This is a genomic window from Nocardia sp. NPDC049526 (assembly GCF_044465765.1).
Taxonomy (GTDB): domain Bacteria; phylum Actinomycetota; class Actinomycetes; order Mycobacteriales; family Mycobacteriaceae; genus Nocardia.
Map to the genome: position 1 here is coordinate 316,097 of NZ_JBITMA010000003.1, position 25,850 is coordinate 341,946.

General features: G+C 66.6%; 24 protein-coding genes and 1 tRNA gene. 12 read left to right on the plus strand and 13 right to left on the minus strand.

Translation table 11 applies throughout. The features are described from left to right. Positions 1 to 112 precede the first annotated feature (112 nt). Entirely contained in the window at positions 113 to 583 is a 471-nt protein-coding gene (locus ACIBW7_RS10960; protein ID WP_397046089.1) for a MarR family winged helix-turn-helix transcriptional regulator, read from the minus strand. A 77-nt stretch (positions 584 to 660) separates the two neighbouring features. Here ACIBW7_RS10960 and ACIBW7_RS10965 point away from each other — a divergent pair, with 77 nt between their 5' ends. The 3 genes from ACIBW7_RS10965 to ppgK all read left to right on the plus strand — a co-directional run bounded on the left by ACIBW7_RS10965 (position 661) and on the right by ppgK (position 3,364). Continuing rightward, positions 661 to 1,035 (plus strand): cupin domain-containing protein, encoded by a 375-nt coding sequence (locus ACIBW7_RS10965; RefSeq protein WP_397046090.1) that lies wholly within the window; start codon positions 661 to 663, stop codon positions 1,033 to 1,035. A gap of 405 nt (positions 1,036 to 1,440) precedes the next feature. Continuing rightward, positions 1,441 to 1,872: a nitroreductase family deazaflavin-dependent oxidoreductase gene (locus tag ACIBW7_RS10970; RefSeq protein ID WP_397046091.1), complete on the plus strand. Its 432-nt coding sequence runs from the start codon at positions 1,441 to 1,443 to the stop codon at positions 1,870 to 1,872. 643 nt (positions 1,873 to 2,515) lie between these two features. After that, complete coding sequence (gene ppgK, locus ACIBW7_RS10975; RefSeq protein WP_397046092.1) at positions 2,516 to 3,364, plus strand: polyphosphate--glucose phosphotransferase; 849 nt, start codon at positions 2,516 to 2,518, stop codon at positions 3,362 to 3,364. Positions 3,365 to 3,633: 269 nt separating this feature from the next. Here the strand turns inward: ppgK and ACIBW7_RS10980 are convergent, their stop codons facing one another. The 5 genes from ACIBW7_RS10980 to ACIBW7_RS11000 form a co-directional block, all read right to left on the minus strand. Further along, on the minus strand, positions 3,634 to 4,047 hold the full coding sequence (locus tag ACIBW7_RS10980; RefSeq protein ID WP_397046093.1) for a hypothetical protein: 414 nt from the start codon (positions 4,045 to 4,047) through the stop codon (positions 3,634 to 3,636). 767 nt (positions 4,048 to 4,814) lie between these two features. Further along, entirely contained in the window at positions 4,815 to 5,582 is a 768-nt protein-coding gene (locus ACIBW7_RS10985; protein ID WP_397046094.1) for a pirin family protein, read from the minus strand. A gap of 203 nt (positions 5,583 to 5,785) precedes the next feature. Continuing rightward, positions 5,786 to 7,390 (minus strand): MFS transporter, encoded by a 1,605-nt coding sequence (locus tag ACIBW7_RS10990; RefSeq protein WP_397046095.1) that lies wholly within the window; start codon positions 7,388 to 7,390, stop codon positions 5,786 to 5,788. A gap of 51 nt (positions 7,391 to 7,441) precedes the next feature. Then, entirely contained in the window at positions 7,442 to 9,826 is a 2,385-nt protein-coding gene (locus ACIBW7_RS10995) for a beta-glucosidase (protein ID WP_397046096.1), read from the minus strand. A gap of 22 nt (positions 9,827 to 9,848) precedes the next feature. Then, positions 9,849 to 10,856, minus strand: coding sequence for a hypothetical protein (locus ACIBW7_RS11000; RefSeq protein WP_397046097.1), 1,008 nt, complete (start codon positions 10,854 to 10,856; stop codon positions 9,849 to 9,851). Between the two features lie 143 nt (positions 10,857 to 10,999). On the opposite strand from ACIBW7_RS11000, the gene ACIBW7_RS11005 reads away from it, so the two are divergent. Continuing rightward, positions 11,000 to 12,244, plus strand: coding sequence for a helix-turn-helix domain-containing protein (locus ACIBW7_RS11005; RefSeq protein ID WP_397046098.1), 1,245 nt, complete (start codon positions 11,000 to 11,002; stop codon positions 12,242 to 12,244). A gap of 9 nt (positions 12,245 to 12,253) precedes the next feature. Here ACIBW7_RS11005 and ACIBW7_RS11010 read toward each other — a convergent pair whose 3' ends face one another. The 3 genes from ACIBW7_RS11010 to ACIBW7_RS11020 are packed head-to-tail and all read right to left on the minus strand — an operon-like array spanning position 12,254 to position 15,023. Further along, on the minus strand, positions 12,254 to 12,871 hold the full coding sequence (locus ACIBW7_RS11010) for a DUF305 domain-containing protein (RefSeq protein WP_397046099.1): 618 nt from the start codon (positions 12,869 to 12,871) through the stop codon (positions 12,254 to 12,256). Further along, on the minus strand, positions 12,868 to 14,418 hold the full coding sequence (locus tag ACIBW7_RS11015; protein ID WP_397046100.1) for an LVIVD repeat-containing protein: 1,551 nt from the start codon (positions 14,416 to 14,418) through the stop codon (positions 12,868 to 12,870). Before ACIBW7_RS11015 ends, ACIBW7_RS11010 begins: the two co-directional genes overlap by 4 nt. Beyond that, a complete protein-coding gene (locus ACIBW7_RS11020; protein ID WP_397046101.1) occupies positions 14,415 to 15,023 on the minus strand; it encodes a TetR/AcrR family transcriptional regulator in 609 nt (202 codons plus the stop codon). Before ACIBW7_RS11020 ends, ACIBW7_RS11015 begins: the two co-directional genes overlap by 4 nt. Positions 15,024 to 15,147: 124 nt before the next feature. Here ACIBW7_RS11020 and ACIBW7_RS11025 point away from each other — a divergent pair, with 124 nt between their 5' ends. Genes ACIBW7_RS11025 through ACIBW7_RS11045 form a run of 5 tightly spaced genes read left to right on the plus strand, consistent with a single transcriptional unit; the run spans position 15,148 to position 19,764 of the window. After that, on the plus strand, positions 15,148 to 16,263 hold the full coding sequence (locus ACIBW7_RS11025) for a hypothetical protein (RefSeq protein WP_397046102.1): 1,116 nt from the start codon (positions 15,148 to 15,150) through the stop codon (positions 16,261 to 16,263). After that, positions 16,263 to 17,291: a phosphotransferase family protein gene (locus tag ACIBW7_RS11030; protein WP_397046103.1), complete on the plus strand. Its 1,029-nt coding sequence runs from the start codon at positions 16,263 to 16,265 to the stop codon at positions 17,289 to 17,291. Before ACIBW7_RS11025 ends, ACIBW7_RS11030 begins: the two co-directional genes overlap by 1 nt. A gap of 54 nt (positions 17,292 to 17,345) precedes the next feature. Beyond that, positions 17,346 to 17,945, plus strand: a complete 600-nt coding sequence (locus ACIBW7_RS11035; RefSeq protein ID WP_397046104.1) for a TetR/AcrR family transcriptional regulator — start codon at positions 17,346 to 17,348, stop codon at positions 17,943 to 17,945. After that, the gene (locus ACIBW7_RS11040; RefSeq protein ID WP_397046105.1) at positions 17,942 to 18,955 is read left to right on the plus strand and encodes a TIGR03617 family F420-dependent LLM class oxidoreductase; all 1,014 of its coding nucleotides are present in this window, start codon (positions 17,942 to 17,944) and stop codon (positions 18,953 to 18,955) included. Before ACIBW7_RS11035 ends, ACIBW7_RS11040 begins: the two co-directional genes overlap by 4 nt. Beyond that, positions 18,952 to 19,764: an enoyl-CoA hydratase/isomerase family protein gene (locus ACIBW7_RS11045; RefSeq protein WP_397046106.1), complete on the plus strand. Its 813-nt coding sequence runs from the start codon at positions 18,952 to 18,954 to the stop codon at positions 19,762 to 19,764. The genes ACIBW7_RS11040 and ACIBW7_RS11045 overlap by 4 nt, the downstream gene beginning before the upstream one ends. A 503-nt stretch (positions 19,765 to 20,267) precedes the next feature. On the opposite strand, the gene ACIBW7_RS11050 is transcribed toward ACIBW7_RS11045, so the two are convergent. Continuing rightward, a tRNA-Lys gene (locus ACIBW7_RS11050) sits at positions 20,268 to 20,340 on the minus strand. Positions 20,341 to 20,656: 316 nt separating this feature from the next. Here ACIBW7_RS11050 and ACIBW7_RS11055 point away from each other — a divergent pair. Further along, entirely contained in the window at positions 20,657 to 21,871 is a 1,215-nt protein-coding gene (locus ACIBW7_RS11055; RefSeq protein WP_397046107.1) for an Ig-like domain-containing protein, read from the plus strand. Positions 21,872 to 21,879: 8 nt separating this feature from the next. On the opposite strand, the gene ACIBW7_RS11060 is transcribed toward ACIBW7_RS11055, so the two are convergent. Further along, positions 21,880 to 22,158, minus strand: a complete 279-nt coding sequence (locus tag ACIBW7_RS11060) for a hypothetical protein (RefSeq protein ID WP_397046108.1) — start codon at positions 22,156 to 22,158, stop codon at positions 21,880 to 21,882. Between the two features lie 151 nt (positions 22,159 to 22,309). Here ACIBW7_RS11060 and menC point away from each other — a divergent pair, with 151 nt between their 5' ends. After that, positions 22,310 to 23,416: an o-succinylbenzoate synthase gene (gene menC, locus ACIBW7_RS11065; RefSeq protein ID WP_397046109.1), complete on the plus strand. Its 1,107-nt coding sequence runs from the start codon at positions 22,310 to 22,312 to the stop codon at positions 23,414 to 23,416. Positions 23,417 to 23,688: 272 nt separating this feature from the next. On the opposite strand, the gene ACIBW7_RS11070 is transcribed toward menC, so the two are convergent. Continuing rightward, entirely contained in the window at positions 23,689 to 24,702 is a 1,014-nt protein-coding gene (locus ACIBW7_RS11070; RefSeq protein ID WP_397046110.1) for a Gfo/Idh/MocA family oxidoreductase, read from the minus strand. 86 nt (positions 24,703 to 24,788) lie between these two features. Then, on the minus strand, positions 24,789 to 24,926 hold the full coding sequence (locus ACIBW7_RS11075; RefSeq protein ID WP_397046111.1) for a hypothetical protein: 138 nt from the start codon (positions 24,924 to 24,926) through the stop codon (positions 24,789 to 24,791). A gap of 366 nt (positions 24,927 to 25,292) precedes the next feature. Here ACIBW7_RS11075 and ACIBW7_RS11080 point away from each other — a divergent pair, with 366 nt between their 5' ends. After that, positions 25,293 to 25,463 (plus strand): helix-turn-helix domain-containing protein, encoded by a 171-nt coding sequence (locus ACIBW7_RS11080; RefSeq protein ID WP_397046112.1) that lies wholly within the window; start codon positions 25,293 to 25,295, stop codon positions 25,461 to 25,463. Positions 25,464 to 25,850: the final 387 nt, after the last annotated feature.

Consider the following 25,850-nt stretch of genomic DNA (forward strand, 5'->3'; position numbering starts at 1 on the left):
CCCAGGTCGGGGTTCTCGAAACCCCATCTATGCTGGGAGTTTGCTGTCAAACCTGATGTGACGCAGGTCACGGAAATTTCAGGGTAACGCAGGCCACTTTGTCTCGTTTTGGTCACCAAGAGGCCGGACGGACCCTTCCGGGGGGCACCACGCGGGTCAAACTGTTACGCAATTCGGCCACCGCAGAATCGCCCAGAACGGACGCCCACTGGTCGGCGAATCCGGCCGCGGCGGCATCGGCCGCGCGGGTGCAGGCCCACCCTTTCGCGGTCAATGTGATCAATCGTGCGCGCGCGTCGTCCGGATGCGCGTTGCGCTCGGCGTAACCCTTGCGTACGAGTTCGTCCACCAGCTGACTGGCGGCCTGTTTGGTCACTCCCAGATGGTCGGCCAACTCGCCGACTGTCGCGCCGTTCGGCGCCAGCCGCACGAATGCGAACCCGTGTGTGGGCCGCACATCGGCGAACCCAGCCGCGACCACCCCGGCGTGAATGGCGTCGGTGGCGGCCGCCCCGGCGGCGAGCAGCAGCAGTGCCAGATCCTGGCCGGGTCGCAGGGGCGAAGCGGGTTTCAAATCCGGCATGACTGACATCTTGACATAGATAGGCAAGTTGCTTGACTATATAGTCAAGCTGCTTGACCAAATGAAGGAGTTAAGACATGCCAGTAACCCGTGCCGCCGATGCCGAAGTCCACGAAATGCACGGCACCCGATTCACCTCCTACATCCGTCCCGGCACCGGCAGCGCCGAACTGTGCGTCTGGCAGATCCAGGTGTCGGCGGAGACGGAAGGCGTGCCGCACAAGGTGTTGCGCGAGGAGGCATTCGTAGTGATCCGCGGAGCGGTGACGATCACGATCGATGGGCAGGCGGAGGCGCTGGTGGCCGGTGACGCCGCGGTGGCGCCCGCGAATTCGATGATCTCCCTGACGAATTCGGCCGCCGAGCCGGCCGTGCTCGTCGTGACGGTCCCAGTCGGATTCCAGGGTGAGCTGCTCGACGGCACCGTGATCAACCCGCCCTGGGTCGGCTGAGCCGCGATGCCTCCGCGTGGTGGACCGGGTGACGAACAACACACCCGGCGTTATCGCTTCGATGGCCGTGCGTAACCGGATTGATGAAACGAAAATCCCCGTCGGAGGTTCTGCCTCCGAAGGGGATTTTGCTCTTGTGCGCCATCAGGGATTCGAACCCCGAACCCGCTGATGAAGAGTTCCGGTCGATGTGCCGGAATTGTTCTCCATGCGGTGTCCTGCCAGCGGGGGCGGCGAGCTCGTCGGCGCTCGTGCCGGACGGTGAGTCCGACCGCGTCACTGAGGTAATCGAGTGGAGTGCTCGTGGTGGAGACGGTACCGGCCGAACATCGGCGGGCCGTAGCCCTGGTGCCCGTGGCTGTTGTACTTGCCCGGTGGCACGCGTGCCGATGTAGGTTGCGCACCATGCCAAGTGATGCTCAGTTGAAGATCCAGAACGCCATTCACCGTGCCTTGCTCAAAGCAAGCGGCGGGAGGTTGGGCAGGACGATCGTGGGGATGCCGACCCTCGAGCTCACCACGATCGGTCGCAAATCCGGTCAGCCGCGGAAGGTCATGCTGACCGCGCCGGTCATCGATGGCGAGATGATCGTGGTCGTGGCCTCGCGCGGTGGTGATCCCACCCATCCCGCGTGGTTTCTGAACCTGCGTGACCATCCCGATGTCGAGGTGGCGCTGCAGAGTGGTCCCAAGCAACCGATGGCGGCCCGTGTGGCCACCGTGGAAGAACGCGCGGCGTTGTGGCCCAGAGTCGTCGCGGCGTACGACGGCTACGCCGGCTATCAGCGCAAGACCACCCGTGAGATCCCGCTGGTGCTGTTGACGCCGAATCGGTGAGGTGTTTTTCTTGGCGGACTCCTCGCCGGCCCAGTCGGCGTGTGGCGATCTGATTGCGGTTGGCGACCCGCCCGCTGTCGGGTAGCGGCGGTCCCAGCGGACCGCCGGGCTCTCGATAACTACGACACTGAACCGTCGCCACATCTGATGGCAGCTCGGAGTTGGTGTCGACCTCGATGGCCTTGGTAGAACTTGATGTTCTCGCTGTGGGCCGGCGAGATGTGCGCTCACATGTCGGCGCTGGCGCTCGTGGCACCCGAGCCCCGTAACCGTGAATGCGTCACCCGCAGTTCCGCGGGTATTGCAGTGTTGACATACGCTGCCGAACTGCAACGGGACCGGCCGCTTTTGCAGGTAGCGGGAATACCGGTGCGGGGGAGAGAATAGATGCTTGATGTTATGTGCACCATCAATATTGGGGTATGTCCCTGACATGCGCCGTGTCCGTTCAGCGGGGTGCCCGAAGCGGGCGGTGCGTTGTGAGTGAACCCTTCGCGCCCTTTTTGTTGGAATACGGGCAGCCTCCCGAAATCTCTGCCTCGATATCCGATTCGTGACCAGGGGACTCGATGAAACCCACGGTAACGATCAGCCCGGCATCTGTGGAGCGAGCCGACCTCGGGTCGCCGCCACGTACTCTGGAATGTCCATGACCGATACCACCGCTTCGGTCATCGAAAAGCCGAGCCAGGCTATGCCGCATCGCTGGGGCTTCGGCATCGACGTGGGCGGTAGCGGCGTGAAGGGCGGCGTCGTCGATCTCGGCACCGGGCAGCTGATCGGTGACCGCTTCAAACTCCCGACCCCGCAGCCGGCTATTCCGGAGGCTCTCGCCGACACGATCCGCGAGGTGGTGAGGCACTTCCAGTGGGACGCGCCGCTTGGCGTCACCTATCCAGGTGTGGTCAGCGGCGGCGTAGCCCGTACCGCCGCGCACCTCGACAAGTCCTGGATCGGAGTGAACGCCCAAGAGGTGATCAGCGCTGAACTCGGCGGACAGCCGGTGACCCTGCTCAATGACGCCGACGCGGCGGGATTGGCCGAAGTCGAGTTCGGCGCCGGCAAGGACAACGACGGCGTCATTGTGCTGCTGACGTTCGGCACCGGCATCGGTTCGGCGGTGATCCATAACGGGGTGTTGTTGCCCAACACTGAATTCGGTCACATCGAGGTCGGCGGAATGGAGGCCGAGCGTCGGGGCGCCACGTCGGTCAAGGAAAGGCACAACTGGAGCTACAAGCGGTGGGCCCCGGAGGTGACGAAGGTGCTGGTCGCCATCGAAAACGCGATTTCGCCCGACCTGTTCATCGCCGGTGGCGGGATCAGCCGCAAGGGCGACAAATGGATTCCGTTGCTGAAGAACCGCACACCGGTGGTGGCCGCCGCGTTGCAGAACACCGCGGGGATCGTAGGGGCAGCAGTGGCTGCGCGTTCCGATCCAACGCGCGCAACCAGCCCGCTCGGCGGCAGCGGTGGTCTTCGCTGGGCTTGATCAGCGGGGCCCGGCCGTGGTGGCGGCGGATGTTGAACCAGAGAAAGTCACATCCCTGGGCTCCTCGATACGCGATCGACCCGGATGAGTGGGGCGCTTTTCTGCGTATGGCCGAGAATCGGCGGCGTAGTGTTCCCCAGCTGAGGCCGACCAGGTACTCCACGGATTTGGCCGGGCACACATGGCGGCCTGGCGCTCCACGCCAGATGCGAGCAATTGGCCTGTGTAAACCGTCACGGGTAAGGGACCGGCTTCGGTGTCAGCTGTGCTCAGCCACAGTGGGAGGGCTTCGACTCCCAGTTGTTGGCCGACGCCCCCGGGGTACCGCCTCCCCAAATGATGCACTTGCCGCGGGCACTGACCTTCACAGGGCCGGCGTAGTACTCGTACGCGTTGTCGTCCCTCTTGTAGGTGCTGTCATCGTTGGCGATCTGGATGGTAGCCGCCACCGCCGTCTTTGTTCCGACCCAGCGCGTCTTCCACGTGACGACACAGTTCGTACTCCCGTTGTAGAGCAGGTAGACGGTTGATTCAGGCAATTCTCGCTGGTCGATAACGTGATAGCTCCCGCCGCCGCATGCCTCGATTGGGGATGACGCTGCATTCGCCTGGCCGGCGGTTGCCAGCGATCCGGCGAGAACCACTCCAACGGCGAAGGCTGGCCCGACCAGCTTCTCGAGCATACGCAATTTTCAATCCTGTTCTGTGTAAATGAATCCAGCACCCCGAGGCGCCGCACAACTGCGGTATCGGGAGCGGACAACGATCAGAGTTTGGCCCTATAGGTAGGCGCCTCACATCGGTAGGTCCCAGCGAATTTCTCGGCGGTCGGTGCGTGAGTCCAGGTTGCCGCCAAGCGCGGCAAGCCTCTATTCCCGCTGTCATGCCCGTGGCCCGCAGACATGCAAATGATCCGCTATCGGCTCGTCGCACGGCCGGAACGACGCTGCGGCCGACCGGCCGCGCGACGGGTCAGTGTCAACTCCGGTCGAATCGTGGGTCAGGCACAGTTTGCGTGATCGACCCGGCTCGGAATACGAACGGGCGCTTGATGATCGGTCATGTTTGCCGGTGTTCTGATCTTGGACCGTTGGCGGTGCTGTTCCCGCATCTGGTTGGGCTGCAAAGCGATGGGGTGGACTCGGCAGGGCTTCTGGTGCGGCTCGACGTGAGCACCCGTGAGTGGCAGCTGCCTGCCCAGACTGCGGAATATTGTCCCGTCGAGTCCACAGTCGCTACCAACGGCGATGTCCGACACCGCGATCACCGGGCGGGAGGTGTTGATCCAGTTGCTGGTGAGGCGGTTGTTCTGCGACTACTCCGATTGCGGGAGAGGGACTTTCGCCGAGCAGGTGTCGGGACTGGCGGTGCGTTATGCCCGGCGCACGAACATTCTGCAGCGCTTGCTACTGCGTGGAACGGTCCCCCCGACGGTGGATGGGCACCGAGGTCAGAACTGGACGCTGGCGTGCATTTCCCAGACCAGGATCTCGGCGGGCTCGCTCGCGGTGACCTGCTGACCGCCGGTAGCGGTGAAGCGCACCGCGTCGCCGGTATGCAGCGGGCCGGCACCCTCCAGTGTCACCGCGCCGCGGGCCACGAACAGGTGCAGGAACGGCGCGTCGGGCAGGTGCACCGACTGTCCTGGGGCGAGCCGCGCGGCGTACAGGGCCGCGTGCGAGTTCCGGATCCGGATCGCGGCGTGGCCGTCATGTTTGCGCATACCCGAGGCGACCGGCAGCAGGCTGCCGGACAGCAGTTCCGCCTCGATCTCCAGCTGCTCGTAACCGGGGGTAATACCGGCCTCGTCGGGTACCACCCACATCTGCACGAAGTGCACCGGGGCCTGGTGGACGTCGCCGCTGAGCCGCCACGAGTCGTTCTTCTCCGAATGCAGGATGCCGGTGCCGGCGCTCATGCGTTGGGCCAGGCCGGGGTAGATCACGCCGTTGTGGCCGGTGGAGTCCTGGTGGACCAGCGAGCCCTCCAGCACCCACGTGACGATCTCCATGTCGCGGTGCGGATGGGTGTCGAACCCCGTACCGGGATCGACGATGTCATCGTTGTTGACCAGCAGCAGCCCATGATGAGTGTTGTCCTGGTCGAAATGGTGGCCGAAGGAGAACGAGTGCTTGGAATCCAGCCAGCCGAAGTCGGACTTGAACCGGTCCTCGGCGCGGCGGATGTCGACGGTGGGAGTCAAGTCGATGGTGCTCATGGGGTGCTCTCCTCCAAGATCGGTGTCGGCCTGATCGCCGACCGCAATTTGGTTTCCATGGAAACTAACCCGCGTAGGGGCGGAACTATTTCCACGGCGAAACCCACCAGGTGGGCTCGCGGAAGTTCGAAGACATCCATCAGTCCGATGAGGTCCGAAACCAGGTCACGGAGGATGGCCGTCGCCGACCATCGCCACGACCGTCAGTGGGCGGTGCCGCCGGTGGCCGGTGCGCGGCCGTGCTTCATCACCAGCGCGAGCGAGAGCGCGAGCATCGAGGCGGCCGCGCAGACCCAGAAACCCAACTGGTAGCCGTGGTCACCGAACAGGTCGGGTAGCGGGGTAGCTGGTTGGGCTTGCCCGCCGACGCTCACCAGGGCGCTCATGCCGTTGTTGCGTAGGAAGGCGGTGATGACGGCCAGGCCGATCGCGACACCCATGGATTGCATGACGCCGAGCATGCCGAGGCTGATGCCCTGTTGTTCCTGTGGAACCGCCTCGACCAGCAGGATCGGCATGCAGGCGTAGTACATCCCGAATCCGATGCTGAAGATCGAGTTCACGATCAGGAAGTTGGTGGTGGTCAGCGGCAGCACCGCGAAGGCGATCCCGGCACCGGCGAAGATGCACAGGGCGACGACCAGCGGTAATCGGGCGCCGATCCGCTTGGCCAGCACGCCTGCCACTGCGCCGAAGATCATCGTGATCAGCGAACCGAGCAGCGCGATCCGGAGGGCGAACTCGAGCAGGGTGTACCCACTGCCGTAGGCGTAGCCGGGATCGAGACCGACTTGCACGGCCTCGGGCGGCAGTGCCTGACCCGTCATCTCTTGAATCTTGGCCAGCGTGCCCAGCTGGACGCGGGCGACGACGGTCGACTCGGGTGGGGTCTGGGCCATGTAGGCGATGGCGTAGGAGACGATGCCGATTTGCACGGATGCGAAGAGCGCACCGGCGAGCACCAGCGCGACGCGCGGATGGAACAGCAGTTTCATGTCCATGATCGGTGTCGAGACACGTTTTTCGACAGCGACGAACAGTACGAGCAGCGCGATGCCCGCGATCAGCCAGGCCAGCGTGGTCGGCTTTGCCCAACCCCAGTCATGACTCTTGTCGACGTAGATCAGGGTGAGCGCGGCACCGCCGGACAGCAGCGCGGCGCCGATGACGTCGATCCGCTCGGAAACCCGCAGCTTGGATTCGGGCACGATCAGCCACACCATCGGCAGCATCACCAAGCTGAACGAAGCGAGTACCCAGAAGATCGCACGCCAGCTGTAGTTGTCGACCAGATAGCCGCCCAAGATCGGCCCCGCGATGGAGGCGACACCGAAACCGGTGGCCGTGAAACCGAGTGCGAGGGGCACCATGTTGCGCGGCATCAGATCTCGGATGAGGCCGTAGGCGATCACCGCGGTCGCGATGGCGGTGGCCTGCAGGCAGCGACCGAACAGGAAGACGGCCCAGTTCGAGGTGGTCGCGTCGAGCACACAGCCGATGACGAACAGCGCACCGCAGATGAGGAACATCCGCTTCTTGCCCCATACGTCACTCATCTTGCCGATCAATGGAGACGCGGCCGCGCCGACCAACCCGAAAACGATGATGGCCCAGTTGATGTCGGCCCCGACGCCGGGGAAGCTCGGCGCGATCTTCTGTAGTGCCGCCGCGACGATCGTGTACTGCATCGGGGCGATCTCGGAGAACAGGACGATCACCGCTAGGACCGTGAAAATCCTTGTGCGCGAGGCACCGTCGAGCCGACCGGTGTCATCGTCGTTGTCGAGTTGAGAGGTACTGGTGGACATGGCCACGCTCCGTTGTTCGGGAACTGCGTTCGAGATGGTCGTGCAGAAGGGTCAGTAGATATAGGCGGTGTGGGGGAGATCGGCGACCGAGGTGCCTACCTGCGCGGTGAACTCGCCGGGCTCGATCTCCCAGCCGGCTGGTCCCCAATGCTGGAAGGCGCGCTCGGGCAAGGGGATCGCTACGTTCCGGGATTCGCCGGGCGCCAGGGTGACGGCGGTGAAGCCGGCCAGCCAGCGGACCGGTCGATCCACGGCACTGTCCGGGCGCGAGAGGTAGACCTGGACGACCTGTTTGCCTTCGCGATCTCCGGTGTTGGTCACCGTGATCGAGACGGTGCGCCCGTCGACGACCAGATCCTCGGTCGACCAGGTCGTGTAGCCGAGGCCGTGGCCGAAGGGGTAGGCGGGTTCGGTCCCTGCCCGCAGCCACGCGCGGTAACCGATGTGGATACCTTCGGCGTAGTCGAGGACGCCGTCGACGGGTGCGGTGTTCAGGACCGGGACGTCGGCCATGGTCTTCGGCCAGGTGGTCGGCAGTCGGCCGCCGGGTTCGGCGGTGCCGGTGAGCACGTCGGCCAGCGCCGCGCCGAACTCCTGGCCCGGGAACCAGGCCAGCAGCACCGCGGCGACCTTGTCACGCCACGGCATCTCCACCGGCGCACCGGAATTCACCACCACGACGGTGCGCGGGTTCACCGCCGCGACGGCGGCGACGAGGTCGTCCTGACGGCCGGGCAGTCGCAGGGAGGTGCGGTCGACGCCCTCGCTCTCGATCTGCTCGGTGGTGCCGACCACGACCACGGCCACCTCGGCCGCGCGCGCCAGTTCGATCGCGGCCGCGAACTCCTCGTCGTCATCGCGCTGCGGACGCCGGATACCGAGGGTCGCGCCGAGAATGATGCCGAGGCCGGGCATCGCTTCCTCGATGCTGGTCACGAGCCGTACCTCGACCTCGTCGCCGACGGCGAGCGTGCGAGTCACGTGACGCTGGGGCGGGTTGAGCAGCGCCGCCGCCGGATCGCCGGAATCCAGGGCCACGTTCTCGTCCAGTACGGTCTCGCCGTCGATGTCGAGCCGGATGTGGCCGACGCCGCCGAAACCGATCTGCCAGTCACCGGCCATGTCGGCACGCAGCCAGGTGCGCATCTCGACCATGTTCGACCGCGCGGCCAGCGGTTCGCCGAGCAGCACGAGGCGGCTCGTGGAGCGGTGCTGGGTGCCGAGCACGGTGCCACCCTTCAGATACCGCGCCGACAGTCCCGGTTCGCCGGTCTCAGGATCGGTCATGATCGCCAACGGGGCGGGAATCAGGTCCTCGGACAGGTGGACCCCCGCGGTGTGGGTCACCGGAAGCCGGCCGGTCAGGCCCTCTACCGGGGTGGTCGTGTGGCCGGGGATCACGGTCGCGCTGCCCCCGCCGAGGAAGCGAGGTTCACCCGCCGACAGTCCGAGCAGGGCAACGGTCGTGTCCGGTGCCAGCGGCAGGACACTGTCGTTGCGCACCAGAACCATTGCCTGGGCGGCAACCCGGCGGACCAGGTCCTGCGCTTGCTCGTCGCTGAAAACCGGTGTGGGCTGCGGGGTTCCGTCCAGCGCGCCGACGCGCTGGGCGAAACGCAGGATGCGGCGCACCTTGTCGTCGATGGCCGACTCGGCGATCTCGCCGGCGCGGACGGCGGCGGCAAGTGGCTCACCCCAGAGATAGGGCGGGCCGGGCATGCACAGGTCGGTGCCTTCGGCCGCGCTTTCGGTGGTGCGGACAGCGGTCCAGTCCGAGACCACCACGCCGTCGAATCCCCATGTGCCCTTGAGTGGTTCGTCGAGCAGAGGGTTCTCGGTCATGGTGGTGCCATTGACGGCGTTGTAGGCGTCCATGATCATCCACGCCCCCGCCTCGACGGTGCGCTCGAACGGGTAGAGGTACAGCTCACGCAGTGCCCGGTCGCCGACGCGGACGTCGACGGTGAAGCGATCGGTCTCGGAATCGTTGGCCACGTAGTGCTTCGGGCACGCGCTGACCCCATGCGCCTGCACGGCTCGCACGTAGGCGTCGGCCATCTCGGCGGTGAGCAGCGGATCTTCGGAGAAGCACTCGAAATGCCTGCCGCCCAGCGGGGAACGGTGCAGGTTCATCGTCGGGCCGAGCACCGCGTAGACGTTTTTGCGGCGGGCTTCGGCGGCGATAAGCGCGCCGATCTCGGTGAGCAGGGCCGGGTCCCAGGTCGCGGCGATCGCGGTGCCCGAGGGCAGGCTCACCGACGGATCGCGTTCGTCCCAGTTCTCGCCCCGCACCCCGGACGGGCCATCGGACACCGGCATCTCGGCGAGTCCGATCGCGGGGTCACCGGCCATCCGGAACAGGCTCGCGCCGGAGATCAGCCGCAGCTTGCCGTCCAGATCCAGCTTGGCGAGTAGTTCCTCGATGTGGTCTTGCATGGAGAAGGCAGCCTTTCGTCGGTCAGCGGGTGATAGTGCTGGCCTGGTCGGACCAGTGCGGGTTGTGCAGGAGTTCGCCGGTGCCGGCCGAAAACGCGCCGCGGGCGGCCGCATCCCCGCGCAGCCGGTCCATGAACCAGGCGGTGAGATAGCCGAGGTAGCGGTAGACGCCCTCGGTACAGCTGTAGTTGGTGCAGTCCGGCTGGCCCTGGATGTCGTTGTGCTGGGCGCCCACCACCGCGGCGCGGGCCTTGGGCAGGCCGGCGGGCAGCGCGTTGTAGTACGCCTGCATCGATTGCGCACCGATCAGCTCCGGCGGCAGCGGCTGGGTCGCGGGCGAGATGCCGTCGGCCGAACCGTTGATCAGCAGTACCGAGCCCGTGGTCACCGCGGTCGGGTCGACGCAGGCGTTCTGGCCGTTGACGGACGGCAGCGACGTACAGACCGCCGACAGCGGCATCTCGACGGTCACAGCGGTGCTGACGGCGCCGTCGCCGCGCGCGAGCGCGTTCAACGCGCCGAGGCCGCCCTGCGAATGCCCCGCCGCCCCGGCCGCGGTGTCGATCTTGCCTCTGAAGGTGCTGTTCGGGTCGCTGTCCTGGCGGGCCAGGTACCGCACCGCGTCGAGCATCTGAATGCCGGTTCCGGTGTCGGTCCGGTCGGCGGCGATGACCACGAATCCCCACGACGCGAGGTGCGAGAGCAAGTACGCGTATTCGCGCGGGTGGGCCATTGTGCCGTTGCCCCAGGTGATGACCGGGTGGACGCCGCCCGCCCCGAGATCGGCCGGATACCAGATGTCATAGCTCTCGCCGGTCGACGTGCAGCAGTCGACACCGGTCCGCTCGGCCACCGCCCAGGGGCCCGGCGCGTAATAGGTGGCTTCGACTTGGCCGACGGGCTGGTAGGACGGCGTCGCCGCCGCCGGTGTCATCCCGGTTTCTGCGGCGACGATCAGCGCGAGGAAGGTCAGCGCAACCCGGGCGCTGTTGCGCGGGCGCCGATCGGACAAGACGGTGTTGTTGCTCACGATGTCGGACGATAGGGAGACGAACAGCTACGTAAGGCGACCCGCGCGGTCTTGCAGACTCTTTGCAGACACCCAGGCAGGGGAAACCGGCGACGTATTCTCGAAGCGATGAACGAGTCGACCCGCACTGTCGCGGATCTCGCATGAGCGAGGTCGGCTCGGCGCTGCGTGTCGCACGAACGGCTGCGGGGATCAGCCTGCAAGGCATGGCTGCGCGCACGAACTATTCCAAGCCGTACCTGGGCCAGCTCGAGACCGGGGCCCGCGCGGTGCGCGCCGAGCACGTAGCCGCCTATGAGTCGGCGCTGGATCTGCCGCTGGATCACCTGCGCGACCGGCTGACCGTCGAATCGGTCAGCGGGCTCGACGACCTGCCCAGCCAACTGTCGTCGCTGCTGTTGCCGCCCGTCGCGCATACACGCGGTCGGCGCCCCACCTTCGCTGTGACCGAGCTGGCGGCCGCCGAGCAGCTCGTGACCTGGGCGCGTGGCAGGCAATGGGGCGACGGGCAGGCGCCGCGCCGCGCCGTCACGGCGTGGCTGGCCGCGAATCTTCCTCGATTGCAGCAGCTTTCGGACTCGAACAGGTATGGACGCGCCCTACGGGTCGGCGCGGAGCTGGCCGATATCGCCGCCGCCATGAGCTGGGACGTGGAGGACATCACCGCCGCGCGCCGGTACTCGGTCGCCGCCGCGCGGCTGGCCCACGCCGCGGGGGACTCGGTGCTGACCGCCGCGATCCTCACCGAGTCGACCTGGCAGCTCCTCGACAGCGGCAGGCCGGCGGAGGGACTGGAGGTGGCCGAGCTCGCCCAGTATCTGGCGCGGCGCACGGCGACGCCCCTGCTGCGGGTCGCCCTCGCCGAGCTGGAGGCGTACGCGCACGGCATTCTCGGCGAGCAGGCCGCGTTCCAGCGCGCGATCGTCGTGGCCGCGGAATGCCGTTGCGAAGCCGCCGAGACCGCGGCCGGTGATCGCGCCGCCGACCGCAGCCTCACCGCGGCCACCATCGGCATGCTCCTCGGACCACGCCGGGACTGGCCGGGGCCGGGGGAGCAGTGGCGGCTCCTCGGCAGAAGCTACCGTCAGCTCATCGCCACCCGACCCGACCTGGCACGGATCGCCTTCGGTGATGTTCACCCGCCCGTGCCACAGGAATTCGTGACACCGGCGATGGCTGCGATCTCCTCGGCCCGCCTGCAGTTGATGCTCGGCGAGCCCGACCACGCGGCCGAGCAGGTCGGTCTGGCGCTGTCGCTGGACGGCCGCCCGACCGGCCGCACGGCCGCACGGCTGTCGGACTTCTGGCACGAGTCGGTCGAATTCGCCACGGTCCCGGCAGTCGGCGAGGTGCGCACCACGATCCGCGAGCTGGTCGCGCCCGCTTGAGTTCGGTACTCAGCTGGTCGCTGTCGCGCCGCGCCGGGTGATCAGCAGACCGATGATCCCGGACTCCTGGCTCTGGGTGCTGATCATGTCGCGGGCCGCCTGTTCGACCGGGCCGCCCGTGGACAACTCGTCGAACGTCTGGGCCATGGTGACGCCGCCCTGGTGGTGGCGATACATCAGGCGAAGAAACAGTGTTTCGGCTTCGGCGCCGCGTGCCCGGGCGAGGGCGTCGAGGTCTGCGCGGGTAGCCATGCCGGGCATGGTCGTCGGTGCGGCGGTGTGGTGACCGGTGGGCATCCACGACATCGGGTGCGGGTTGGTCGGGGTTGCCCCGGCCAACCGGAGCCAGCCGAGCATCATGCCGATCTCCAGGCGCTGGGCATCGGCGATCTGGTCGGCCAGCCGCCGTACGGTGGGGTCGACATCGGGGGCGAGGCGCTCGACCAGGATCAGCGCCTGCTGATGGTGGCCGGTCATGTCCTGCACGAAGCCGATCTCGGCGGGAGTCAATACCGGTGCGGCAGTGGCGGTGTCGGAGACCACCAGCGGTCGCATGGCCGCGCCGAGCACCAGCAGGAGCAGGATCGACGCGGCGGCCGCGACGCCGAGCAGCATTCGTCGGCTCATGAGCCGACCGTCGAGTGCTGGTCGGCGGGTGGGGTGTACACCTCGGGGGACAACTCCAGGGTGAGCAGGCCGTTGTCGGCGCAGGCGGCCCACAGCTGATTGCCGCGCCACTCGGGGGCGGAGAAGCACCAATCGGTGGAGAGGTCACCGAAGGCCACGTCGCCGGTGCGCGAGCTCTGTGCCTGCTCGGGATCGAAGGCGCCCGCCTCGACGGCCTGCATCACCGAGGGCGCGCTGAGCAGCGGAACACCGATTATCGAGGCGAGCGCGTGCGGGGAGTTCCACAGCTCGCTGTTCTGACCGGTGCGCGCGGGCGGGTTGTAGTAGGCGATCTCGCGCATATGGAGCGGGTCGCGCACGTCGAACACCCGAATGCCGGAGGAGATCCAGCCACATGCGAGCGCGGTGGGGTTGACCGGGCGGTCGGCGGAGCAGTAGTGGGCGTCGTAGGCGAACAGTGAGCCGCCCATGCTGGATGCCATCGCACTGTCGCGGTGCTGTGGCAGGTTGATCTCCAGCTTGATCGTGTTCGCTACGCGCGGATGTGTGTCGTCGGAGATGTCGATGAGTTTGACGCCGCCGGATCCGGCCTCGTCGGCGCTGAACAGGTAGGGGACGCCGTGATAGGTGACGGGGACGTTCTGCTGGGTCGCCCAGCCGTCGGTCCAGGTCAGCTGGGCAATGATCGGCACTTGCGGATCGGGGTCGCGTCGCTGCACCGCGGAGGTGTCCAAAATGGTCAGCCCGCCCATGTTGTCGGCGAGGTACAGGCGGTTGCCGTCGGCGCGCAGGCCCATGCCGTGCATGGACTGGCCCGGCATGCCCTGCCAGATCACGCGGGGGTCGGCCGGATCGGTCAGGTCGACGGCGCTGACGATCCCGGGGATGACGCCCGAGGCCCAATAGGTGCGGCCGTCGGGAGAGAATCCGCCTTCGTGTGCCGTGATCGGGACCGGCAGGCTCAGATCGGTGCCGGGTCCCGGGTTGAGCAGACGCGGGTGCGCGCAGTCGGAGAGGTCGTAGACCGAGATCAGCCCGGCTCCGGTGAATGCGGGTACTCCGGTGCCCACCAGCAACTTTCGCGCGGCGTTGGCCTTGAGGCTCTCCCAGGTTCCCGCCAGCATGGCCGGTTCGGTGAGCGTAGCGGTGAGCACCGGGTTCGCCGGATCGGCGACGTCGACCACCTGCACGCCCTGCGCGGGACCGAGCAGGTTGCCGGGGAAGAAGCTGCCCAGATAGACGCAGTGCTCGAACTGTGTCGAGGTGATCCCGGCGCCGCGGCCCGCATAGCCGCCGATGCGGCTGATGTTGCACCGGTAACCATGTGTGCTGCTGCGGCTGTCGCGTTCGCCGGCGGGCACGTCGCCTTGCAGGCCGGGTTCGGGTAGCGCGTCGCCCGCGCCGGTGGCGCGGGCGACGGCGGTCTCGGCGATGTCGCGGTTTTCCAGCACGCCCCCCGCGGAGTCGGGCTGTGCGATGCCGCTGGCGGCGGGCACCAGCAGCACGGCCGCCGCCGCGGCGAGCATGCGGCGATAGGAAGTTCTCATGTCGTACTTTCGTGGTGGACGGCCAGGGTGACCAGTGCCGCGGCGGTCTGGCGGCAGAATTGTTCGCCGTCCTCGTCGCCGCGGGTGAGGGCGCGCAGTAGCGTTGCGCCGCGCAGGAATTCGAAGATCAGGTCGGGATCGCAGCCCGGGGGGACCTGACCGGATTCGATCGCCGCGTCGATGGTGGCGCGCAGGGCCACTCGCGCCAGGCCCTCGCCGCGTTCGCGCAGCCGCCGGTAGCTCTGCTCGTCGTCGTGGTAGGCCGAGAGCAGACCTGGGATGCCGGAGCGAGCCGCGGGGTGGGTTGCGGCGGCGAAGAACAACTGGGTCCACGCGAGCAGGTCGGCGCCGATATCGCCGGTGGGCTGCGGGACTACCCCGGTGTCGAGAGCGAAGATCGCGTCCTCGACGAGGTGGATCTTGTTCGGCCACCGACGGTAGATCGAGGTGGCGACCACCCCGGCCCGGCGTGCGACGCCCTGGATCGTCGTGGCCTGGAAACCCTGTTCCACCAACAGTTCCTGAGTGGCGCGCAGCACCTGCTCGTCCAGTTGCCGGTCACGCGGGCGGCCGGGGCCTTGCCGGGCCTCGCTTTGTTCGGTCACCGATCACACCTCCTTCGATGAGGGCAGAGCATAGCCGAACTGGGAGTTTTTGAAAAACGCTTCATCGCGTATTCAAATTCGATAAATTGAAACCCGTTCTACTCTCGCTCTCGAAGGAAATGCCGTGCTGACTCCCCAGGACGAACTGCTCTGCCATCAACTGCCAACGACCTTCGACCACGTCGCCCAGAGCGATCTGCGCTGGACCGAGCGCATCGTGCTCTATGGATTCGACACCACCGGGCGGGTCAGCGTCATGACCGGCATGGCGCGCTATCCCAACCGCAACGTCATGGACGCCTACGCCATGGTGACCGTGGACGGCAAAGCGCACGTGGCGCGCCTGTCGCGCGAGATCGGCGGCAACTACGACGATCTCGGCGCCTGGCAGATCGGGCCCTACCGTTACGAGATCACCGAACCGCTGCGCGGTGTGCGCGCCACCCTCGACGACAACGACCACGGCGTGCGTCTCGAGCTGAACTTCCGCGGTCGGTTCCCGGCCTACGAGCAGGAGCCCGCGTTCTTCCGCACCAGGGGCCGGGTCCGCGAGGATGCGCGCCGCTACTACCAGAACGGCCAGATCTCGGGCTGGCTCGAAGTCGACGGCGAGCGCATCGACATCGACCCCGACACCTGGTGGTTCGGCCGCGACCATTCCTGGGGTACCCGCCACGGTGGCGGTGGCGGCAGCCTCGGCGAGGGCGCGGGTCTGCAGCCTTCGGAGATCCCGGATGGCGTCCTGTACTTCATGGGCATCTTCGAGTTCGACGACGAGCTGGTGCATTTCGCGCAGCGCGAGACCGCCGACGGGCAGCGCTGGCATTTCGAGGGCTCCATCCAGCAGCCGATCGAGGCGCAGGCGGCGATTGTGCCGATCGTCAGCGTGACCCACGACCTGCGGTTCCGGGACGACTTCCGGATCGTGTCCGAGGGTTCCTTCAACACGAACGCCGCCGACGGCAGTACCCGCACCTTCACGGTCACCGCGCTACAGGACTTCTGGCCGGGACTGGCGGGCTACGACATGTACCGCGGATACGCGTCGGGTATCTGGAAGGGCCCGTCCTACAGCGACGGCTTCACCGTCGACCTGAACGACACCGACGAACTGCGCCAGGTCAGCATGCTCACCGAGACCTTCTGCAAGATCGAGAGCAGCGACGGCAAGGTCGGCTACGGGCTGGTGGAGATGGTGTTCATGGGGCGCAACGCCCGCTACGGATACGAGGGCTACTGATGACCGCTCGACCCACGGCAGCGGATCTGCCGACCGCGGTCGTCCCTGTGCTGCGCGCCGGATTTCCCGGCGCCGACTCCGTCCAGGTGGCGAACTGGTCGGCCAGCCCGCGCGGGCTGGCGACCGAGACCTTCCTGTTCGACCTCGAATGCGATGACGCCGAGCCGGTGTCGCTGGTGCTGCGCCGCCCGCCCGAGGTGGCGTTGTTTCCGGATTACGATCTGCTGCGACAGGTGCTGGTCATGCGCCGGCTCGCCGACACTGCCCTCGCGGTTCCCACCGTACGTTGGCTGGATCGCGGCACCGAAGCCCTCGGCAGTCCGTACTTCGTGATGGACCGGATCGAGGGCAGCGCGCCCGGTGACCTTCCGTCCTACCACTCGGCCGGGCTGTACTTCGACGCCGAGCCTGCCCAGCGGGCGAAGATGTGGTGGGGCTGTGTCGACACCATCGCCGAGATCCACCGGCTCGGCTGGCGCACACTGAATTTGGACTTCCTGTCGTTTCCGCAATTCGGTGCCACGCCGCTCGAGCAGGTGATCGGTTACGTCGACGCCGCGCTCGACTGGGCGTCGACCACGCAGCCGCCCGCGCTGCGCCGGGCCGTGGACTGGCTGCGCGCCGATCTGTACGAACCCGAGCACGTCACGCTGTGCTGGGGCGACGCCCGCATGTCGAACATCCTCTACGACAGCGAATTCCGGGTCACCGGTGTCCTCGACTGGGAGATCGCCTACATCGGCGACCACGAGGCCGACCTCGCCTGGATGCTGTTCCTGGATTGGGCGTGCTCGGAATTCCAGGACACCGAACGACTTCCGGGAACGCCCACCCGGGAGGAGACGATCGCACGCTACGAGGAACGTAGTGGGATGACGGTGCGCAACCTGCGCTACAACGAGATACTGGCGGCCGTCCTGCTCAGTATCCCGTTGCTGCGGATGGCGCACCGGCTACAGCTGCCGCCGGAGATCGATGTGACCGCGTTCTGCGTCGCACGGATCGAGCAGCTTCTCGTCGACGTGTAGGTGCGACCGCGGATTGTGGCGGGGCAGAATAACATTACAGGTTACTATGTAATAGTGACTTCGCAGACCTCGCCGCGCCCCGGTCGGCCGCGTGATGCCGACAAAGACCTCGCCGTGCTCATCGCGGCTCGGCAGTTGCTGGCCGAAGTGGGATATCCGCAGACCACGGTCGTGGCGATCGCCAAGCGTGCCGGGGTGAACACGCCGGCGATCTATCGACGCTGGCCGACTCGGCAGGCCCTGCTGGAGGAGGCCATTCACGGTCCGGGCGGGTACGCGCCGCCCGAGCCGACCGGGGACCTGCGGGCCGACCTGGCGACCTGGGTGCGCATCTTCCTCGCTCGCGCGGACAGTCCCGCCGCGCGAGCCGGAGTGCCCGGCCTGCTGGCCGATTCGCAGACAGAGGAGGCGCGGCGGCGGCTGCTGGCGATCGGGGCCCCGGTGCGCAAGGCGTTCGCCGAGCTGCTCGGCGGCGCGGTCGACGACGGCCGGATCGCGCCCGGCTCCGATGCGGAACTCGTCTTCGAGATACTCGCGGGGACAACGACATTCCACGCGCTCTCGCGTGGCAGTGAAGAGGCCGAGCTGTTCGTGTCGAGGATGGCCGATGCGCTGTACGCGCTCGTGGCCGCGGGTGGGGTGGCGGAACGATGAAGATCGATCTCCAGCTGAACGGTCGCCCCGACGAAGCCGTCTCGCGGGCAGCCGAATTGATCGCGTGCGGCGCCGACGGACTGTTCACCTTCGAGGGCCCCCACGATGTCTTCCTGCCGCTGACCCTGGCGGCGACCGGTGCCGAACCCGTCGACCTGATGACCAATGTCGCCATCGCCCTCCCACGCAGCCCGGTGCACCTGGCGCATGCGGCCTACGACCTGCATCTGCTCAGCCGCGGCCGGTTCCGGCTGGGCCTGGGTTCGCAGACCCGCGCGCACATCGACAAGCGGTACGGCGGCCAGTGGTCGCGGCCTGCGGCACGGATGCGGGAAGCGGTGCTGGCGGTCAAGGCCATCCTCGGCTCCTGGCAGCACGGCACGCCGCTGCGCTTCGAGGGCGAATTCACCCGGCACACCCTGATGCCGCCCACCTTCGACCCCGGTCCCAATCCCTATGGGGTGCCGGAGATCTGCCTCGGCGCGCTCGGCCCGATCATGACCAGAACCGCGGCCGAGGTGGCCGACGGGCTACTGGTCATGCCGTTCAACAGTGCCCGGCATTTCGCCGAGCGCACCCAGCCTGCCATCGCCGAGGGCCTGGCGCGCGCCGATCGCGATGCCGCGGAGCTGGCGATCTATCCGCAGGTGATCGTTGCGATGGGCCGGACCGCCGGCGAACTCGAGGCCGCCGCCGTCGGTGTCCGCCGGCTGCTCGCCTTCTACGGATCGACGCCCGCCTACCGTCCGGTCCTCGATGTCGAGGGCTGGGGTGAGCTCCAGCCCGAACTGAACATGCTGTCCAAGCGCGGCCAGGTCGCCGCGATGACCGAACTGATCGATCACCGGATGCTGGAGACACTCGCCGTCTACGGCACGCCCGAAGAATGCGCCGCCGAGATCATGGCGCGCTTCGGTGCGGTCGCCGACCGGATCTGTTGCTATTTCCCGGGTTACGCCGGCACAGACGCGCACATCAGGGACCTGGTCGCCGAATTGCAGGTCGCATGAGCGGCGTGCGGATCGACATCGCCGACGGCGTCGCGGTGGTGACATTGGACCGGCCCGAGCGCCGCAATGCCTTCACCGCCGCCATGGGCCGCGCGCTCGGCCGGGCGTACCGCGATCTGAATGCCGACGACGCGGTCCGGGTCATCGTGCTGACCGGCGCCGCCCCGGCCTTCTGCGCCGGAGCGGATCTGGGCCGCGGTGCGACGACGTTCGAAAAGCCCGACAGCGCGGCATTTTCCGCGTCACCGGTCGACCCGCCCGCCTTCGCCCTGCGAAAACCGGTGATCGCCGCGGTGAACGGGCACGCGATCGGCATCGGGCTGACCCTGGCGATGCAGGCCGACATCCGCGTGGTCGCCGATGCCGCCCGCTACGCCATTCCCCAGGTGCGCTTCGGCGTCGTGCCCGACGCGATGGCGCACTGGACCGTGGCCAAGGTCGCGGGAATGTCGGTCGCGGCCGACATCCTGTTGTCGGGACGCACATTCGACGGCCCGGAAGCAGTGCGACTCGGCCTCGCCACCCGCTGCCTACCCGCCGCCGACGTGCTGCCCGCCGCCCTCGCGATGGCCGCCGACATGGCCGCCAATGTCGCACCGATGTCCGCGGCATTGAGCAAACGACTACTGTGGGACACCGCGATCCACGGCTACGACCCCACCCGCGTCGCCGAGCTCGAAACCGAACTGCACCTGCGGGTCATGGGCACCCCTGACGCCGCGGAAGGAATGCGCGCCCGGCTCGGCCGCCGCAAACCGGCGTGGTCTGCCCGGCTGTCGAGTGAGTGGCAGGACTTGCCGAAGTTCTGAGGCGAACGCGAACGCCTAGGCCGATCCTCGGCTCCGGATTGCACCCAGCAGAAGCGCTGGCGACGTCCTGGGACCAGTTCGACCTCGAAGCCGACCGGGCACCTACACCGTGGCGGCGACGGTCGTCAGCCTCGTTTCCCCGGCCGGGGTGGAGTGCTGTGCGATCCGCACAACTTCAACAGGACATGGCGGGACGCACGCGGCACTCTGTACAAGGATGTGACTCAGTACACATTCCGGAAGACGGTCGCAACGCTGATTGCTGAGGCATCGGATTCGAAGACGGCTGCGAAGCAGTTGGGGCATTCTCGTGAGGGCATCACGGAGCGGTATTACATCGTCTCGCCAGAGCGGGCACCGGACTCATCGGCCGTGCTGGAGCCGGGGCTGGGCACGGCCAGCTGAGGAACCATTGGTGGTGACTTTTTGGTGTTCTTTTGGTGACGGTCCGGTACAGCGAAACAAGCCCGATCATGAAATCGGGCCTGACCTGCTAATTTGAGTGCGCCATCAGGGACTCGAACCCCGAACCCGCTGATTAAGAGTCAGCTGCTCTGCCAATTGAGCTAATGGCGCGTGTCTTGCTGCGCTCCGTGTTCCGGTGCGGGACAAACATTAACAGGCCGAGTACCCAGAAGTGAAATCGGTTTCTGACCGGGGGCGATGGAGAGTTCGCGATGGGTGTTAACACCCGACGGGGTGCGGATGATCTAACCGGTGGAACTCGCCTGTGGCGGAGTGATTTCCAATTGGACCGGACCCGTTGCGCTGGCAGAATGTCTGGAGCGTGGTCCGGACCGAACTCCGTCGGCGTTGCGGGAGGAGCGTGGTCGGGTTGGATCCGAAGCCGTCGGGTGCCCTGGCCGCATCGGGACTTGAAACGGGGTTGGTAATGAGTGTTGGTCAGGGTCGACATCGGTCGATGAGAAAGATCACGGGACCGGTGATCGTATGCGCGGTGTTGGGGCTGGCTTTGACGGCGTGTTCGTCGTCCAACGCCACCGACGCCTCGACGGTGGCCATCGACCGTAATCCGATCACGGAACTGATGAAGCCCAAGCTGTTGTCGCCGGTCAAGGACGGTGACATGGGAGTTTCGCCGGGCGTGCCGCTGACCTTCAAGGTCGACGACGGCAAGTTCACCACCGTGACATTGACCAGCCCCCAGGGTGTTCCGGTCGCGGGCAAGCTGGCCGCGGACGGCCGGACCTGGGAGAACACCGAGGTACTCGGATACGGCAAGACCTACAAGCTGAAGGCCGACGCGATCGGTCTGGGCGGCGCGAACTCCACGATGTTGAGCTTCACCACCAGCTCCCCGGACAGCCAGACCAAACCGTATCTGCTGCCGGGTGAGGGCGAAGTGGTCGGCATCGGCCAGCCGGTGGCCGTGCAGTTCGACGAGAACATCCCGGACCGCATGGCCGCGCAGAAGGCAATCAAGATCACCACCGAGCCGCCGGTCGAGGGCGCCTTCTACTGGGTGAACAAGCGCGAAGTCCGGTGGCGGCCGGAGCATTTCTGGGCGCCGGGCACCAAGGTCACCATCGATGTGAACGTCTACGGCCGTGATCTCGGCAGCGGGCTGTTCGGTCAGGACAATATCCACTCGTTCTTCACCGTCGGCGACCCGACGATCTTCACCGCGGACGACAACACCAAGCAGGTGACGGTGGAGATGAACGGTCAGGTGGTGCGGACCATGCCCACCTCGATGGGTAAGGACAGCACCCCCACCGATAACGGCATCTACATCGTCGGCGACCGCTTCGACCGCATCATCATGGACTCCTCGACCTACGGCGTCGCGGTGAGTTCGCCGAACGGCTACAAGACGCCGGTCGACTACGCGACCCGACTTTCCTACTCCGGCATCTTCTTTCACTCCGCGCCGTGGTCGGTCGGTGCGCAGGGCTCCTCGAATACCAGCCACGGCTGCCTGAACCTGAGCCCCGCGAACGCGCTGTGGGTTTTGCAGAACGCCAAGCGCGGCGATATCACCATCGTCAAGAACACTGTGGGCGGCACGCTTTCGGGCGTCGACGGACTCGGTGACTGGAACATTCCGTGGCCGGAGTGGAAGGCGGGCAACGCCGACAATCGCTAGGCAATCGCCTATGCGCAACTGAGCGTCGCCCCGGCGGCGCTCCCGAGCGCGGCGCACAGCAGCGGCCCGCCGAACAGCAGATTCTCGAAGCCGGACATCGCGGCACCGGCCGAGCCGGTGCCCGAGGAGCCGGTGGTGGTGACACCGCCGGCCGATCCGGTGGTGACCGAACTCGAACCCGTGCTGGATCCGGTGCCCGGTTCGATCGCGATATCCGCGGTTGCGGTACCGGTGGCGCCTGCGAGCAGGGTTGTGCCGACGAAAGCTGCGATTACCGCGGAACGCATCACGAACTTGGTGTCTCTCTGATCAGCTGGGGTGGCGTCCCGGTGACACCGCCCCTGATGCCCGCAGTCTACGGAGTGAAACAGTGATCTGTCAGATAATCGGTGATAGTAAGCGGCTATCGGCAAGGGGTTGATATGCCAAGCTGTGAAGGTGAGGCTCGAGGGCGTTGAGCTGCGTCGGTTGGGCCTTCCGCTACGCAGCCCATTTCGGACCTCGTTCGGGGTCGAATTGTGGCGCGACATTCTGCTGCTGCGGGTGGTTGCCTCGAACGCCGAGGGCTGGGGCGAGTGCGTAGCCCTGCCGTCTCCGAGTTTTTCCTCCGAGTACATCGATGGCGCCGCTGACGTCATCCGCCGGTTTCTGTTGCCGGCGCTGGCCCGCCGCGATCTCGACCCGGAAGATGTAGCGCCCACGCTTGCCCGGTTCAGTGGTCATCGAATGGCCAAGGCCGCGTTGGAGATGGCGATCCTCGACGCCTGGCTGCGGTCCCGACGACGGTCTTACGCCGGATATCTCGGCGCGACTCGCACGTCGGTGGCCGCGGGTGTCTCGATCGGGATCATGGACGAGATACCCGAACTGCTGGATACCGTCGTGGAATATCTGGAACAGGGCTACCAGCGGATCAAGCTCAAGATCGAGCCAGGATGGGATATCGCGCCGGTACGGGCGGTACGGGAGCGCTTCGGCGACGCTCTCGAGCTGCAGGTCGACGCGAACGGCGCCTATACATCGGCCGATGCGGACCACCTCGCCGGTCTCGACGAGTTCGGACTCGAAATGCTGGAACAGCCTCTTGCCGAGGATTGCTGCCGCGATCACATCATGCTCGCCCGTCGCTTGCGTACGCCGATCTGCCTGGACGAATCGATTCTCTCGGCCCGGGGCGCTGCCGACGCGATCGAGCTCGGGGCGTGCTCGGTGGTGAATATCAAAGCCGGACGTGTCGGTGGCTATCTCGAGGCACGCTCGACGCACGATGTCTGTGCGGCGCACGGCGTACCGGCATTTTGCGGTGGAATGCTGGAAACCGGGCTCGGTCAGGCGGCGAATCTGGCGGTAGCGGCGCTACCCGGTTGTACGTTGCCCGCGGACATCGTGGCCTCGGATCGCTATTACGAACGAGACATCATCGAACCGCTGCGGCTGGAAGCCGGATACATCACGGTGCCTGACGGGCCCGGCCTCGGTGTAGACCCGTTGCCGGATGCGCTGAAGGCGGCAACGACGAGCACGGAATGGTTGTCGCCGATATGAACCGCACGGCACTGTCGAGTAGACAACGGGCGAGGTCGGAGCTGATGTGCTCCGACCTGGCCCGCTTCGGGGTCCCGCGCGATGTGAATCCCCTTGGCGCGGGCATTCGTAGAATCCTGTGTCGCGAGTCGATCGGGCGCCGGGGCGAATTCGGAGGTCCTCGACCACGGCGACCGCATCGTCATACCGCGCTTGGCGGTATCGCGGACGCGCATTGCTGGGCTGCTGATGATGGTTGGCTGCTGCCACCGGGCATTCTCGACGGGGTCGGACTACCGCAGTACTTCCTCCATGCGCACGGGCCGGCGCTCCTTGGCGGACAACGTCGCAGCCTCGGCGACCCACGTCGTCATCAGCGCGTCTTCGAGGGGGCATGGCGACTCAGCGGCGCCGGTGGCGACCTCACAGAAAATCGCGAGTTCGCGCCGGAAAGCGTCCGCGAGACGGTCCATGAAAAATGTGTGCGGCGGCCCGGCCGGCCAGGTGATGCCGGGCTGTGTCGCGCGGAGGGGAAGACCCTCGTCGAAGCCTGCGGCGACGGAGTCGTCACTGCCGTGGACCTCGAGCCGAACGTCGTAGCCGCGGGCGTTGGTGCGGGTATTCGAGATGACTCCGATCGTCCCGTCGTCCATCGTGAGTAGGGTCGAGGCGCTCGAGAAGTCGCCGTTGGCGAGGTACATCTCCTCGGGTGCGGAGGGGTCGATCGTCCCGACCGCGTAGACCTCGGCGACCTCTCGACCGGTGACCCAGCGAACCGCGTCGAAGTCGTGGACTGCGCAGTCGTGGAAGATGCCGCCCGATCCGGCGAGGTAGGCGGCGGGCGGTGGGGCCGGATCCATGGTCGTCGACCGCACAGTGTGGACTCGCCCCAGCACGCCGCTCTGGAGTGCCTCGCGGGCGGCGACGAAGGCGGGGTCGAAGCGTCGTGGATAGCCGATCTGAACGGGGACCCCCGCACTGCCGATTCGTTCGCGGACCTTTATGGCCTCGTCGACGGTGCCTGCGATGGGTTTCTCGCAGAAAGTGGGGATGCCGTGTTCCACCGATGCCAGCAGGAGTTCGGCGTGCATGGTGGTCGACGCGGCGATGATGACGCCGTCGAGCCCCGCGTCGAGCATCGCCTCGGGGGAGGCGACGCCACGGGCCTTGGGGATCCGCTCGGTGACCGCTTGTACCGCAGTGCCGAGGAAATCGGTAACGATCAACTCCTCGACGCGGGGCAGCCCGGCGAGGGTGTCCGCGTGGAAGGCCCCGATACGGCCGAGTCCGATGAGTCCGATGCGCATGGTTGGTGACACTCCTGGATATTGTGGATGTTCTGCTACGCGGCCTGGCCCACGCCGGCGTTCCCTTGGTGTGGTTGCCTCTTCGTTCAGGACAGCCGACTCGCACCGAGTTCTGTCGTCGCGACGACCGCACCCTCCTCGACGAGCCGAGCCGCGATGTCCGTGTCCGGATCCAGTCCACCCAGCTCGTGGCTGAGCTCGGCCAACTCCTCGCCGCCGGACATCTCGGCGATGAGACATCGCCGGTAGATCCTGGCGACACATCGGTCGACTGTGAACGCCCCAGTGCGCTGGAGAGCCGTTCCCGGCCGCGACATGTACGGCCGTGTTCTGTTGAACCTTGTTATCTGAATGTTGTTGTCTCAGTGGGGATCAGCGTGTGCACCGTCCGCGAGCTCATCGCTTTCGAGTAGCTGTCCGGTTCATCGGCACCGCTGCGATATGACATCGCCATCCGCAGTCTCGCGAGTTCGCCGGGAGCGATCGAGATCCATCCCGTCGACGGCAGTGAGTGGTTGCGGTCATAGCACCAGTCTTGCTGTGATGTGCACCTCAATCAACATGGAATTTCCATCAAATTAACCTCAGGAATGGCGGTGACGCCATTCCCTTCGGCGACCGTACGACTGCAGGACCCCGCGTACCGCGATCGGAACCTCACCACACTCGCAATCGAACTCGGCTTCAGCTCCGCCAGCGCATTCAGTACCGCCTTCCGGCATCGTTTCGGCACCAGTCCTCGCGATATCCGTCGCGCGTGAACGCACGGATCTCGATGCGGCACAACACCTTCCGACGCTCATTCAGTCAGGTCGACCGACGATCGCGTTGTGACGCGCTCGAATGAACACAGCAACACGCTGGGCAGACTGCGGCAACCGAAACGCCGGTATCACGGCGGCCTCGGCACCCATCGACAGGTCCGGGGAGGGACAAAACCCGCGTCGCGGTGGGGGTGCTACCGCCCGGTGTGACCGGCTCGTTGGGACTCGGCTCGTAGTCGAAGAAGTCGAGTCCGGGCTCGGGCTGACCTGGGCCCGGTCCGCCTCCGGTCAGTGAATCTGTGTGTGAGACACGTGGTCCCGCGGGCAGTGAGCAACAGCGTTTCGCACGCTACGAGTCCCCGCGCAGCGCTGCAACCGGGCGCG